This is a genomic window from Psychromonas antarctica (genome assembly GCF_022267535.1).
Lineage (GTDB): Bacteria > Pseudomonadota > Gammaproteobacteria > Enterobacterales > Psychromonadaceae > Psychromonas > Psychromonas antarctica.
Map to the genome: position 1 here is coordinate 23569 of NZ_JAHNZV010000023.1, position 13394 is coordinate 36962.

Below are 13394 nucleotides of genomic sequence, written 5' to 3' on the forward strand. Positions count from 1 at the left end.
TACAACAAGCAAATAAGTTACACACCCTGTTTCGCGTATTCTTTCGAGCCAAAAAAGTTAGGCTCAAACATATTTATGATTTTTATCTTTAGGAGTATCAATGAGTTCACAGAAATGGCAGTGGTTACATAGCCCAATCACTGGCGGTTTGTTGCTGGTTATCGCCACCACTAGCGCACTGCTTTGGGCAAACCTCGCTCCCCTACATTACCACCACTTTTGGCACGAAACATTATGGGATATGTCAACCGGCCTAGGTGATAAAGCACATGCGATCAATTTCCATAAAATTGCTAACGAATTTTTAATGGCAATCTTCTTCTTTTTTATTGGCTTAGAGATTAAACGAGAATTATTAGATGGTGAACTTTCTAGCTTTCAAAAAGCAGCTTTGCCTCTCTTTGCTGCCTTAGGTGGAGTTGTTTTTCCAGCGGGTATCTATTATCTAATCAATACAGGACTTCCTTCTGCCAATGGTTGGGGTATTCCCATGGCCACTGATATCGCTTTTGCATTAGGCGTATTAGCGATCGTCGGCAGCCGAGTACCGTTATCTTTAAAGATCTTTTTATCTGCGCTGGCCATCGGAGATGACTTGATGGCGGTCATTGTGATTGCTCTTTTTTACACGGATCAAATTTTCGTTAATGAGTTACTGTTTGGTTTAGCCGGTTTAGCTATTTTAGGCATCGCTAACCGTCTTGGCGTACGTAGCCCGCTATTTTACTACACCATCGGTCTAACTAGTGTCTGGGTAAGTTTCTTAGCATCTGGCGTACACGCCACTATTGCCGGTGTTGCGGTGGCCTTCACTATTCCCTCGCGCCGAGAAATATCAATGGCCGATTACCTCGACCAAGCCAAGGGATTGCTAAATGAGTTAGAGACTGAGCGCCATTGTAAAGAGGATGTATTATCTAGACATGCTATTAAGGCACTGAAAAAAATAAAAATGATAAGTTTTCAGGCAGCCAATCCGCTACAGCTTAAAGAAGAAGCATTACACCCACTTGCGACACTTTTTATTGTCCCTTTTTTCGCCCTTGGCAATGCCGGTATTATGATTGATGACAGCATGCTTGCAGAGCTCACCAACCCGATTGTATTGGGTATTGCAGCGGGTCTTATTATTGGTAAACCGCTCGGTATTTTCCTCTTCACTAAACTACTCACTCTGTTAAATTTGGGACAGTTACCCAGTGGCGTTACCTGGTCACATGTTATTGGTGCTGGTTTCTTAGCCGGAATGGGATTTACTATGTCACTATTTATTACCGATCTTGCTTTTAAAGAGGAAGAGTTTCAGATTATTGCCAAAGTAGCGGTGCTAATAGCTTCTGTCATTTCTGGCATTATTGGTTACATCATTTTGACTCGCTGTAAACCAGCCAATAAATTAATAAATTAAGCCGCCTCTTTAAGTCGGATTTTTATATTTTAAAATAGGATTAAGACAGATGAGCGATGCAAAACACTTAAAAAGAATGCAAGCGATCAAAGAAAAACAAGATCAAAAAATTGCGGCCGCGGATCAGGAGCGTGGCGTGACCATTTTACTTGCGGGCCCCGGTAAAGGGAAAAGCAGTTCAGCATTTGGGATGCTAGCAAGATCCCTTGGTCACGGTCATAAAGTAGCTGTTGTACAATTTTTGAAAGGATCCATGTCCACAGGCGAAGAGTTATTTTTTACTGCCCATGAGAATGTTGATTGGTTTGCAATGGGTGATGGTTTTACTTGGGAAACACAAGATAAAGAGCAAGACATTGCCAGCGCCCAAAAAGCATGGGCAAAAGCAGAGCAGTTATTAGCAGATGATCAGTATCAATTGGTGATCCTCGATGAGGTCACTTATATGTTTAAGTTTCAATATTTGCAGCTTGAACCGACTCTCAAGGCGTTAAAAAATCGCCCAGAAAAAATGAATGTAGTTTTAACTGGACGAGGTCCTACACAAGAGCTAATTGATGCTGTCGATACTTACAGCCTGATTCTAGATGAAAAACATGCCTTTAAAGCGGGTGTAAAAGCACAAGCAGGGATTGAATGGTAACAAACAGGCTACGAGTGGCGAGCTGCGAAGCAAGCCACTCGTAGTGAGTCGCTATTTTATCCCTGAATGGCGAAGTAAAGCCGCTATATTTGGCTCTCGTCCCATAAAGTTCTTAAACAGCACCATGGGCTCTTCGCTACCGCCTTTTTCTAAAATAGCCTGCATAAACGATCGCCCTGTTTCCTCATTAAAAATGCCCAGTTCTTCAAAACGAGAAAAGGCATCTGCCGATAAAACTTCCGCCCACTTGTAGCTGTAATAACCTGCTGCATAACCACCAGCAAAGATATGGCTGAAGCTGTGCTGGAAACGATTAAATTTAGGGGGAATTATGACCGCCAATTTCTCGCGAATTTGACTCAGCACGTGCTCGACCTGTGAACCTTCCTCGGGTACATATTGATGATGTAAAACAAAATCAAACAGCGAAAATTCTAATTGCCGTAACATCATTAGTGCACTGTTGTAGTTTTTACTGGCAAGCATTTTATCAAGCAACTCTTGCGGTAAGGTTTCGCCGGTTTCAACATGCCCAGAAATTAATGCTAAGGCTTGCGGCTGCCAACACCAATTTTCTAAAAACTGGCTGGGTAGCTCAACAGCATCCCAAGGCACACCATTGATACCAGAAACACCTGCAGACTCAATCTTACTAAGCATATGATGAAGGCCGTGACCAAACTCATGGAATAAGGTGATCACTTCATTATGGCTAAACATCGCCGCTTTATCCGCAAGAGGACGGGTAAAATTACAGGTGAGATATGCCACCGGCAACTGTAATGCATCGTTAACCAAACGACGGCGAACACGGCAATCATTCATCCATGCTCCGCCACGTTTAAATTCGCGCGCATATAAATCTAAATAAAAACTGCCAATATGCGTGTCCTGTTGATCGTAAATATCAAAAAAACGCACATCCGCATGCCAGCTATCAAACTCAAACACTTCTTTAATGGTTAACCCAAATAAACGATTAACCACAGCAAACAAACCGTTGACCACTTTGTTTTCTGGGAAGTAAGGACGAAGTACTTCATCGGAAATGGCATAACGATGTTGCTTTAATAATTCCGAGTAGTAACTTAAATCCCAGGCTTCTAGTTGTTCAAGGTTATCCTTTTCTTTAGCGAAAGCGAGAATCTGATCGCGCTCGACAATTGCTTGTGGGTAAGATTTGTCAGCCAGCTCAGTTAAAAATGAAAGCACTTGCTCAGGTGTTTCAGCCATTTTAGTGGCCAGACTATATTGTCCATAATCAGAGAAATCTAATAACAGTGCTAATTCATGTCGCAGCGCTAAGATCTGCTCGATAATTTCAGTGTTATCAAATTCCCCCGCATTAGGTCCCTGATCAGAAGCACGCGTTACAAATGCTTGATAAACCTCTTTACGTAATTCGCGATTATTTGCATAGGTAATCACTGGCATATAGCTTGGAAAGTCTAATGTTAACAAATAACCTTGTTGCTGTTTCTCTGTCGCCGCTTGCGCCGCTGCAGCCAAGGCGCTTTCCGGCAAGCCCTCGAGTACATTGACATCGGTAATTAACTTGCTCCATGCTAAGGTCGCATCCATCACATTATTACTAAATTGTGACTGCAACTGTGCAAGCTGCTGCTTAATTTCACCATAACGTTGTTTTTTATCGTCCGATAACGCAATGCCCGCTAATTTAAAATCACGTATTGCATCATTAATAACCTTTTGCTGCTCAACCTTTAAGTCGCCAAACTGGTTGCTATTGGCAATGCTTAAATAAGCTTTATAAAGTCCCTGATGCTGACCCACAAAGGTGCCATATTCAGAAAACAGTGGCAGGCAAGCATCATGTGCCTGGCGCAGTGAGTCATTACTGACAACGGCATTCATATGAGAAATAGGCGACCATAACTTGCCTAAATGGTCATCTGCCTCATCCAACACATTGACAAAGTTGTCCCAAGTAAAATGCGTCAGGGTCGCTAATTTTTTTGCTATTAAGTTTTTATTCTCAGTAATAGCTTGTTGTACTGCGGGAATTATCTGTTCAGGAGTGATTTGACTAAATAAAGGCAACCCCTCTGTTTGCTTGATACCTAATTTTTCAGTTTTTTGCATAGCAGCCTTCTAAATAAAGGGAAAGTGTCTGTTGTATGAGATATGGGCATTCACAAAAAAATCAAGCCTATTTTTATGCACAATTTATTAGTGTTTGATAGCATTTTGTGAGCAGAAGAGTAGGGAGAAGTGTTTCCTTATGGCAAACTACTTGTTCTCGCGATGCCATGACTCGGATTTGGACAGAATGAACTTAGAAAATATCTTATCCATCTTTACCCCCTTAAAAATGAAACATACGCTTTCAAAGCGATTACTTGCCTATATCCTACTGTGCAGCACTGCGCTGGCCATCATCATCACTCTAGTGCAATTAACCTGGGACTACCGACAAGATGTAGGCAAAATAGAAGCCAGTATTAACCAAATCGAGTCCAGCTTTTTACAGCCGATGGCCGCGAGCCTTTGGAATCTAGATGAAGAACAAATTCAAATCCAGATAGAAGGTATTATGAAGCTCTCGGATATGCAGTATGTCCGTGTCCATGAAGTGTTAGGCAGTACGGAAGTCCCTTTAATTGAGCAGGGAACTTTAAAAGACAAATTTGATATCAGCAGAAAATTCAATCTGGTTTATCAAGAAGAGATTGTCGGTACCCTTTTTGTGGCGGCTTCACTGGATGAGGTTTATAATCACTTAATTGCTAAATCAGTCCTTATTTTGGTTAGTCAAACCATCAAAACCATGCTCGTTTCAATCTGTATTTTATTAATCATCTATTATATGGTGATCCGCCATATCAATAAAATTGCATTCTATACACGTAATATTAAGCTCAACACACACAATAAAAATCTCATATTAGACGGCCGAAAATCCGAATCTCACGGTGATGAACTCGATGAACTTGTTTATTTGCTTAATAAAATGCAAAAAAGAATCGTTGCCGAACTCACAGATAAGAAAATTGCTATCGAAGCGTTGCAGCAGGAACGCGATTTCTCAGCCACTGTTATAAATTCATCTAGCACCGTGATCTGCTGTCTAGATGCAGACTTAAAAATAACAACCATTAACCCCGCGGCCGTTATATTAACAGGTTATAGCCAAGAAGAGCTGTACAAAAAAGAATGGTTAGATATTTTTGTGCTCGATGATAAAAAAGAGATAATGCGCGCCAAATTTGAGCACAACGAAGCCATTCACGGCATTGAAATTAATATGAATGATCAAATGGGCAGTGTAAATACCCTACTTTGGACCTTCTCCGCTTTTTATGAGGGCATGAATATTAAATATTTAATCGGTTTTGGCCATGATATTACCCCCCAGAAACAGGTAGAGCTAGAAGTCAAAAAACTCAATGATCAACTTGAAGATAAGGTAAATACCCGAACAGCAGCTTTAACAGAAAGTAACAAACAGATAACTGAAACCTTAGAGCAGTTAAAACGCACCCAATTGACCCTCGTTGAATCGGAAAAAATGGCATCACTAGGCAGCTTAGTCGCAGGGGTTGCGCATGAGATAAATACTCCGATCGGAATCAGCGTGACAGCCGCGTCATTCTTACAAGAAGAGATAGACACGTTAACAATAAAAATGCGCGAAAACAGCTTAACGCGCAGTTATGTGGAAAAGTTAATCGAACGCATATCAGAATCAGGACGCTTATTAAATAACAGCCTCAATCGCGCCGCCAATCTGGTCAGTAGCTTCAAGCAGGTTGCCGTTGATCAATCAAGTGAGGCCTGCTACTCCTTTAAGTTAGCGGACAATCTTAACCAAGTGATTACCTCTCTTAAACACAAACTAAAGCAGGTGCCCGGTGAAGTCCACGTCAGCTGCCCAGAGGATCTTTCTATCTACAGTTTTCCAGGGAGTTTCGCGCAAATCTATTCTAACCTGCTCCTGAACTCTATTATTCATGGCTTTGAAAACTGGCAAGGGAAGTGTGATATCTATATAGATATCACACAAGTGGGGAGTGACTTACAGATAGATTATCGTGATACAGGTAAAGGCATTGGCGCTGATATTGCCGAACGTATTTTTGATCCCTTTGTAACTTCTAAACGTGGCTCGGGTGGCAGTGGTTTAGGCACCCACATTGTTTACAACATAGTAAAACAGTTACTCAAAGGTGATATTGAATACCTAGCGGGGGAAAAAGGCACGCATTTCCGGATAAAAATTCCTTATCAGACAAGTGCGCTTTCCTAGTTTATACATAACCTCAGCTCGGAATAAGCTAATCGCTAGCGCGCAGCTATTACTAGCTGAGGTTACATACAAAAAAACCTCTTACGAGGTTCTTTTTTTTCACTAGCGATAATCAATCTATTCAGTTATGACTTCCACTTCGACATCTACGGGTGCCTCGACCGGCTCGCTCATCCCATACCAATCAGCAATTTTTTTCTCTAAAATATCAACACCGAAACCTTTTAAAGAAGAAAATAACTCAACTTGCACATCCCCCTCAAAGCGCAGTGCTTCTTCGCGCATTTGCAACAGTGTTGCTTTGCGCGCACCTTGCTTGAATTTATCCGCTTTGGTTAACAGCGCAAGCACCGGAATATCAGCATCAATCGCCCAATAAATAAGTTGCTGATCGAGATCTTTAAAGGGATGACGAATATCCATCAGTACCACCAATCCTTTGAGTGATTCACGTTGCTGCAGATATTCACCCAACGAACGCTGCCATTTAAGCTTCATTGCCAATGGCACTTTAGCAAACCCATAACCAGGAAGATCAATTAACCTTTTGCCCTCTTCAATTTCAAAGACATTAATCAATTGTGTACGCCCAGGTGTTTTACTGGTTCTGGCCAAGTTTTTTTGTCGCGTTAAGCGGTTTAACGCGCTCGACTTACCTGCATTCGAACGCCCAGCAAAGGCGATTTCAATCCCGCTTTCAGCAGGCAAGTGCTTATCCAAATGACGAATATCTGGTGCACTAATTAAAAAGTGCGCTTTTTGAAAATGTATTTTTGGAAATTCCAAGATATGCCTCGCTTTACCCATGTAGCAAAATTGTTAATTTATTAAATTTGTGTAAACTATACCTGCTTTATTGGAGCTCATTGTACATACTTTAAGAAAAAAATGGATAGTTATGAATAAATTATTGATGACATTAATTGGCATACTGAGCTTCTCTGGCATAGTACAAGCAGAAGCTGACATTGAGGCCGGTAAGGCAACTGCAATCGCTTGCGCAGCATGCCATGGCGCCGACGGAAATAGCCCATCCAATCTTTACCCTAAATTAGCTGGTCAGCATGCAAGCTACCTCGAAAAACAGCTACAAGAATTTAAAAGTGGTAAACGCAATAATGCCATTATGCTAGGGATGGCATATTCCCTTAGTGAGCAAGATATGCGCAATATTAGCGCTTATTATGAGTCTCAAACGACCACCCCTGAAACAATCGATGCAGCAATAGCGGATGCTGGACAAAAACTTTATATGGGAGGGGATTTACAACGACAGATTCCAGCCTGTACCGCTTGCCATGGCCCTCGAGGAAATGGCTTAGCACTGGCTAAATTTCCTAAGGTATCAAGCCAGCATCCCACCTATCTAAAAACGCAGCTAGAAAGTTTTCGTAACAAAACGCGCAATAACGACCAAAACAGTATGATGGCAGATATTGCCAGTAAGCTAACCGATGCAGATATTGAGCTCCTTTCAAAGTATATTTCGGCATTGCATTAACCCCCTGCACTTTATCCTTGTTTTACAAAGAAGAGGTAATGAATAAAAAGAGAACGTCTTTGATTTATTACTTCTTTAAACGAAGCGCTCTTTTTTTCCTCTTTGTGAATAGTCTTTATTTTTTAACTTATTTTGCTTTAACTCTTTGTAAGTGATTTCCTTTTTTAAAAGATTCTTTTACGTCTAAGTTTGCCTAAGTCTTGTAGGCAACTAAGAAAGCATTTAATACCCATACACACCTTTTTTATACGCTGTTTAAACGCAATTAGATCTGCTATTCTGCGCATATTGACTGCACGGTAAAATGCACTCTTCCCGATTAAAAAATGAAAGGTAAATAATTATGTCTCGCAGCAAGAAAACCCGCACCTCCGATGCTTCAGAGCCCAAATTCAGTGGCCAACGCAAAGAATCATCTTCGCAGGCAAAAGAAGCTCGTGGCAACAAACGTAAAAGTAAACTAAAAGGCAATAAAGCGGGTGCCCGCAATGTCAACGAGTCAAAACAGACACAGCAGCACAATGTCAAACAGGTGATAAATGAGAAACGTCTAGGTAGCCAAAAAGCGATTCCACTTGTCCCAGAACAGAAACAACCAAAAAGCGCAGCAAACGAAGCGCCTAAAGCGATAGTAAAAGCTGCAAAAAACCCTGAGCCAAAAAAGCTAGCGCCGGAAAAACTGTCCCCTGAAAAAGAACTGGCTTCGATCGAAAATGATGAACGCCTTAATGACCTTCTTGAGCAACTCGATACAGGCGAAAAAATTTCCAAAATAGATCAGTCTTGGGTAGATCAACAGACTAAGCGTCACCAAAAACTGATGAAAGAATTGGGTTGGCTAGATGACGATGGAGAGGAAGATCTTCTGCAACAATTTGAAGATGCCAGCTCCGCATTAGATGAATTCAGACACTAGCAAGGATACAGATGAATAGTTATTTTTTAATGGCCGCAATCGCGGTTGTCATTATTGTCGGCTTAGCATTTTACGTGGGCATATTAATAAGTAAAATAAAGACGCAAAAAGCGGCGATTGTGCAAAGAGAAGATCAGGAAAAAGCACAAACGCTATTAAACAATCAGCAACGAAACGATGATATTTGTCAAAGCATTCGTTTGATCGCTTGCGCGACAGCGCAAAAACAATGTAATGTTTCCGAAGCAGCTATCCGTCTAAGTGTCTTATTAGAAACGCTAATACTTGATCAAGCCATTGATATACAAAATGAGTATCCCGCTTTATCTGAACTATTTGATAAAGTGAAGGAGATGCCAACGCATGAACAGCGCAAGAAAGTTGCTGTAAAGGAGCTTAAAAAACTCGACAGACAACGGCATATTTTTGAAGCTGAACTTGAACAAGCCATTATCCAAGAAGCCTCACAACTGAAAAATTTTTCAGTTTAAAATTCGTCGTCAAAAAAAGAAGAGAGAGCAATGGAAAAGTCCGTTTGGAATCAAGCGCTAATTGAAAAGTATAATTACAGCGGACCAAGATATACCTCTTATCCTACTGCGTTAGAATTTAATGAAAATTTTAACTATCCGACACTGATCCAAGCGACTAAAACCTATCCGACACGGCCTCTTTCACTGTATATCCATATCCCATTTTGTCATAAACTTTGTTATTTTTGTGGCTGTAATAAAGTGATCACACGCCATCAGGAAAAAGCCGATAAATACCTCGATTACCTTGAACGTGAAATCAAACGCCAAGCGCCCCACTTTAGCGCTCGTCAAGTAAGCCAGTTACACTGGGGGGGCGGCACCCCAACATTTCTACTGCCCAAGCAAATAACACGTTTAATGGGCATGTTACGTCAACACTTTCATTTTACAGATAATGCAGAGTTAAGCATTGAAGTGGATCCTCGCGAAATAGCACTAAGCACCATAGATCATCTTGCCAAAGAGGGGTTTAACCGCCTCAGTTTGGGTGTACAAGACTTTAATAAAGCGGTGCAAAAAGCGGTCAATCGGGAGCAAGATGAAGCCTTTATTAGCGCGCTATTAACGCGTGCTAAAGCACGAGGATTTCGCTCAACTAACTTAGACATGATTTATGGTTTGCCGCTGCAAACAAAAGAAAGTTTTGCTCATACCTTAGGCAAAGTAGTGGCGTTAGATCCCGCTCGTTTGTCGATTTTTAATTACGCCCATATGCCGACCCTTTTTGCGGCGCAGCGTAAAATAAATGAAGATGATATGCCTAAAGCCGCTGAGAAACTGGCCATGTTACAATATACGATTGAATTTTTAACCCAGTCAGGTTATCAGTTTATCGGTATGGACCATTTTGCGAAACCTGATGATGAGCTTGCACAGGCACAGCGCCAAGGTATTTTACACCGAAACTTCCAAGGCTATACGACGCAACAAGATGCCGACCTTTTAGGTCTAGGCGTATCAGCCATCAGTCAGATTGGCCACACCTATTCACAAAATCAAAAAAAATTAGCTCTTTATTACAGTCAAATTGACGAACTGGGCCATGCACAGTGGCGAGGGGTAAGTCTTAATCAAGATGATCTCATTCGCCGCGAAGTGATCAAAAAACTAATCTGTAATTTTGCATTAGATATTAAAGAGATTGAGCAACAGTTTGCTTTAACCTTTAACGATTACTTTTCTGAAGATATTAAGTTATTACAGTGTTTTATTGATGATCAGATGGTTTTCATCACACCAGAAAAAATAACAGTTACTCCCAAAGGACACTTACTCATTCGTAATATCTGCATGTGTTTTGATATTTATTTACGCAATAAAGCACGTCAACAACAATTCTCCCGCGTTATCTAAATGACTAACTTACCTTCATCCGCAATAGGCAACTACTATATTGGCATTATGTCAGGCACCAGTTTGGATGCCATTGATGTCGTGATCGCCCAACGTAGTGCTGCGGGTTTTAAACAGATTGCTGGTTTTGCCCCCGAGTTACCCGAATCGTTACGCTTAGCGCTGCTAAAAATTTGCCAAGATAAGCAGGTCACTCTGCAAACATTGGGGGAAGTTGATCATCAATTTGCCCTAGCCTGCGCCGCAGCAGTAAATCAACTCCTTGAACTCAACCAAATTCAGGCAAGTCAAATCACCGCGATAGGCAGCCACGGACAAACAATTTTCCACAGTCCCATTAGCCAGTTTCCTTTCACCCAACAAATTGGCGATGCCAATCTAATCGCCGCAAAAACGAACATCACATGTGTTGCCGATTTTAGGCGTATGGATATGGCCTATGGTGGACAAGGCGCACCTTTAGTACCTGCATTTCACCAAGCGCTCTTCGCCAAAAAAGGTGAGAATCGCGTGATCCTGAATATTGGTGGAATTGCTAATATTAGTCTATTGAAGTCGGATAAAGAGGTAATAGGCTATGACACCGGCCCTGGCAATATGTTAATGGATGCGTGGATCAATAAAGTGGCCAATAAGCATTACGATAAAGAGGCCAACTTTGCCAAGCAGGGTAAAATAATTTCACCGTTATTAAAGCAATTATTAAGTGATCCCTATTTCGCAAAACCGCCACCCAAAAGCACCGGCCGAGAAAAATTTAACTTGGCTTGGCTGCAGCAACAGCTAATCCAGCTCGGCGAAGCTGCATACGCAGATGCTGATATTCAGCGTACTTTATTGGAGCTCAGCGCCATCACCATTAGCGATCAAATTCAGCAGCAAAGCCCCCCTTGTACTGTCTTTGTCTGTGGCGGAGGCGCATTAAACCCATTACTTATGAAACGCTTACAAGTATTAATGCCTTTATATAAGATTAACGATAGCAATGCCCTTGATATCGATCCTATGTTTGTTGAAGCGTTGGCTTTTGCCTGGCTGGCAGAGCAGCGGCTCTTTAAAAGACCTATTGCGCTTAAAGCGGTCACGGGCGCACAGAAAAATGCTATTTTGGGCTGTGTCTATCTTGCGTAGGATGTTTTACTCCTGTAAATCGATAATAAAGATAAGCTCCTGCATGCAGCAGCATTAAAAATCCACTGGCAATAAAAGTCAATAGTAAAGCGATTGTTGCAACTTCCCTAGGCGCTGACTGATAATAAATAAAGCAACCGATAGCACTACTCACAAGCAACAATAGATTAAGCCAGATACAGGTTTTACAGCGCCCTAGTTTTTCTTTAAAGCGGTTTTCATCACAGAATTTACATGCCATCTTTACCACATCCTCACTATCCTAAAATTCTATTGCTATTCAAAAAAAACAAAACTATCATCATTTCATTTTTATTTTCTGTGATCCGGAGATATCAATATGCCCTATATTTTAACATTGTTAATACTTTTATTTTCAGTTTCTACATCGGCCGAAATCTTCACTTGGCAAGATGCAAAAGGGGTAACCCATTTTTCAGAAAGCAAACCTGAGTATGATGCGCAAATAACAATTATAGAAGAGTTAGCCAAACCCACTGTGGCTGATGCTGATGCTGATGCTGAGATAATCACAAAGCCAGATCAAGCAGAAGCTCCAAGCCCTCAGAATGAAAGTGACGAGAAACAAACCGTACCTGATGAAGACAAAGATTAAGACTCGATTTCGTTCAACCGCGCAATCAGGTGCTTCCAATCTATTTGTTACCCAATCACTGATAAAGTAAAAATGTAAACGCAGTACTAAACGATATTCCATTGGCTGGATCATGATTCACACCTGCAAGCTGCTACTTTATTCCCCCTATTGCAGCGATTTCATTTGATAAGCGTTACAAAATCATTTACTTTATTTATACGCTTGCAGCTGCAACAGAGCTGCGCTAATGCATCTTTTGGAGAATCAGCTATGAAATATATCGGCGCCCATGTCAGCGCTTCAGGCGGAGTCTTTAATGCACCTAAAAATGCATCTGATATTGGTGCAACTGCCTTCGCTCTTTTTACAAAAAATCAACGTCGATGGGATGCGAAACCACTTGATGCAGATAGCATACGTAAATTTAAAGTGAGCTTACGGCTGCATAGTTTGACTTGGGCGGTTAGCCCAATTCAGTCTTTTTTGGAAAGCAAGTCAGCCGTTACTCACTATTTTCTAGATAATTCCATGGCAGGTAATTTTCTGGGTTGGCTTTTACTTTTTCTTTGTCCCACTGTAGAACTGTAAAGTAATTGAATACATTGATCCCCGCCTCGCTGCCTGTGGCTATCATTGAAGTGATGACATCGCCAATGGTCGCGCCCAGTAAGGTTTTGTGAAACATGGCATTTTTTCTGTCCCGCACCACGATTTTAAGCATCGCCTCGATTTTATTATTATCAATTTTCACGCCCTCTAAGCTGCAAAAACAGCTCAGCCCCGCATAGTGTTTAATAAAATACCGGATAGCCTTACCCAGACCACTGTTTTCCTCAATGGTCTCGTCACTTAAGTGGGTTTCGCCCCACGCCTTAATCTCTGCCATAACGGGCAGGGAGTTCGTTTGATGATAACTTGGATTCAAATAATAAGTGCATAACTTGAATAGGTAGAAAAAACGGTCAGCTGAATATATGCTAATCGCTTTTTCTCCGGCAAGAGATGCAACAATGAAAACATATAAACAACTGACCTATGAAC

General features: G+C 41.3%; 13 protein-coding genes and 1 pseudogene. 10 read left to right on the forward strand and 4 right to left on the reverse strand.

All coding sequences use genetic code 11. The features are described from left to right. Positions 1 to 100: 100 nt before the first annotated feature. Complete coding sequence (nhaA, locus tag KSO91_RS07870) at positions 101 to 1408, forward strand: Na+/H+ antiporter NhaA (RefSeq protein ID WP_238742406.1); 1308 nt, start codon at positions 101 to 103, stop codon at positions 1406 to 1408. Positions 1409 to 1457: 49 nt separating this feature from the next. Further along, positions 1458 to 2051, forward strand: a complete 594-nt coding sequence (cobO, locus tag KSO91_RS07875) for a cob(I)yrinic acid a,c-diamide adenosyltransferase (protein ID WP_238742407.1) — start codon at positions 1458 to 1460, stop codon at positions 2049 to 2051. A 51-nt stretch (positions 2052 to 2102) separates the two neighbouring features. Here cobO and prlC read toward each other — a convergent pair whose 3' ends face one another. Continuing rightward, positions 2103 to 4154, reverse strand: a complete 2052-nt coding sequence (prlC, locus tag KSO91_RS07880; RefSeq protein ID WP_238742408.1) for an oligopeptidase A — start codon at positions 4152 to 4154, stop codon at positions 2103 to 2105. A gap of 139 nt (positions 4155 to 4293) precedes the next feature. Between prlC and KSO91_RS07885 the strand changes: the two genes are divergently transcribed. Then, positions 4294 to 6318: an ATP-binding protein gene (locus KSO91_RS07885; RefSeq protein WP_238742409.1), complete on the forward strand. Its 2025-nt coding sequence runs from the start codon at positions 4294 to 4296 to the stop codon at positions 6316 to 6318. 117 nt (positions 6319 to 6435) lie between these two features. Here KSO91_RS07885 and yihA read toward each other — a convergent pair whose 3' ends face one another. Next, complete coding sequence (yihA, locus tag KSO91_RS07890) at positions 6436 to 7104, reverse strand: ribosome biogenesis GTP-binding protein YihA/YsxC (RefSeq protein WP_238742410.1); 669 nt, start codon at positions 7102 to 7104, stop codon at positions 6436 to 6438. A 112-nt stretch (positions 7105 to 7216) separates the two neighbouring features. Between yihA and KSO91_RS07895 the strand changes: the two genes are divergently transcribed. The 5 genes from KSO91_RS07895 to KSO91_RS07915 all read left to right on the forward strand — a co-directional run bounded on the left by KSO91_RS07895 (position 7217) and on the right by KSO91_RS07915 (position 11755). Then, positions 7217 to 7819 (forward strand): c-type cytochrome, encoded by a 603-nt coding sequence (locus KSO91_RS07895; protein WP_238742411.1) that lies wholly within the window; start codon positions 7217 to 7219, stop codon positions 7817 to 7819. 343 nt (positions 7820 to 8162) lie between these two features. Further along, positions 8163 to 8735 carry a Der GTPase-activating protein YihI gene (gene yihI / locus KSO91_RS07900; protein ID WP_238742412.1) on the forward strand — a complete coding sequence of 191 codons (573 nt, stop codon included), beginning with the start codon at positions 8163 to 8165 and terminating at the stop codon, positions 8733 to 8735. A gap of 11 nt (positions 8736 to 8746) precedes the next feature. Further along, positions 8747 to 9226: a DUF2489 domain-containing protein gene (locus KSO91_RS07905; protein WP_238742413.1), complete on the forward strand. Its 480-nt coding sequence runs from the start codon at positions 8747 to 8749 to the stop codon at positions 9224 to 9226. Positions 9227 to 9256: 30 nt separating this feature from the next. Then, entirely contained in the window at positions 9257 to 10624 is a 1368-nt protein-coding gene (hemN, locus tag KSO91_RS07910) for an oxygen-independent coproporphyrinogen III oxidase (RefSeq protein ID WP_238742414.1), read from the forward strand. Then, positions 10625 to 11755 carry an anhydro-N-acetylmuramic acid kinase gene (locus tag KSO91_RS07915; RefSeq protein ID WP_238742415.1) on the forward strand — a complete coding sequence of 377 codons (1131 nt, stop codon included), beginning with the start codon at positions 10625 to 10627 and terminating at the stop codon, positions 11753 to 11755. Here the strand turns inward: KSO91_RS07915 and KSO91_RS07920 are convergent. Beyond that, complete coding sequence (locus tag KSO91_RS07920; RefSeq protein ID WP_238742416.1) at positions 11727 to 11996, reverse strand: DUF3624 domain-containing protein; 270 nt, start codon at positions 11994 to 11996, stop codon at positions 11727 to 11729. The two genes, KSO91_RS07915 and KSO91_RS07920, sit on opposite strands and share 29 nt — an antisense overlap. A 99-nt stretch (positions 11997 to 12095) precedes the next feature. Between KSO91_RS07920 and KSO91_RS07925 the strand changes: the two genes are divergently transcribed. Further along, complete coding sequence (locus KSO91_RS07925) at positions 12096 to 12371, forward strand: DUF4124 domain-containing protein (protein WP_238742417.1); 276 nt, start codon at positions 12096 to 12098, stop codon at positions 12369 to 12371. A 252-nt stretch (positions 12372 to 12623) separates the two neighbouring features. Next, a pseudogene (locus KSO91_RS07930) lies at positions 12624 to 12800 on the forward strand (deoxyribonuclease IV); the annotation flags it as partial. A 55-nt stretch (positions 12801 to 12855) separates the two neighbouring features. Here the strand turns inward: KSO91_RS07930 and KSO91_RS07935 are convergent. Continuing rightward, a complete protein-coding gene (locus tag KSO91_RS07935) occupies positions 12856 to 13278 on the reverse strand; it encodes an IS66 family transposase (RefSeq protein ID WP_275113939.1) in 423 nt (140 codons plus the stop codon). Between the last annotated feature and the right edge of the window lie 116 nt (positions 13279 to 13394).

Coding starts and splice junctions, on each gene's coding strand:
- KSO91_RS07895 (WP_238742411.1), top strand. CDS start 7,217: ATGAATAAATTATTGATGACATTAATTGGCATACTGAGCTTCTCTGGC.
- KSO91_RS07920 (WP_238742416.1), bottom strand. CDS start 11,996: ATGGCATGTAAATTCTGTGATGAAAACCGCTTTAAAGAAAAACTAGGG.
- KSO91_RS07885 (WP_238742409.1), top strand. CDS start 4,294: ATGGCAAACTACTTGTTCTCGCGATGCCATGACTCGGATTTGGACAGA.
- yihI (WP_238742412.1), top strand. CDS start 8,163: ATGTCTCGCAGCAAGAAAACCCGCACCTCCGATGCTTCAGAGCCCAAA.
- KSO91_RS07925 (WP_238742417.1), top strand. CDS start 12,096: ATGCCCTATATTTTAACATTGTTAATACTTTTATTTTCAGTTTCTACA.
- KSO91_RS07915 (WP_238742415.1), top strand. CDS start 10,625: ATGACTAACTTACCTTCATCCGCAATAGGCAACTACTATATTGGCATT.
- prlC (WP_238742408.1), bottom strand. CDS start 4,154: ATGCAAAAAACTGAAAAATTAGGTATCAAGCAAACAGAGGGGTTGCCT.
- cobO (WP_238742407.1), top strand. CDS start 1,458: ATGAGCGATGCAAAACACTTAAAAAGAATGCAAGCGATCAAAGAAAAA.
- nhaA (WP_238742406.1), top strand. CDS start 101: ATGAGTTCACAGAAATGGCAGTGGTTACATAGCCCAATCACTGGCGGT.
- hemN (WP_238742414.1), top strand. CDS start 9,257: ATGGAAAAGTCCGTTTGGAATCAAGCGCTAATTGAAAAGTATAATTAC.
- KSO91_RS07905 (WP_238742413.1), top strand. CDS start 8,747: ATGAATAGTTATTTTTTAATGGCCGCAATCGCGGTTGTCATTATTGTC.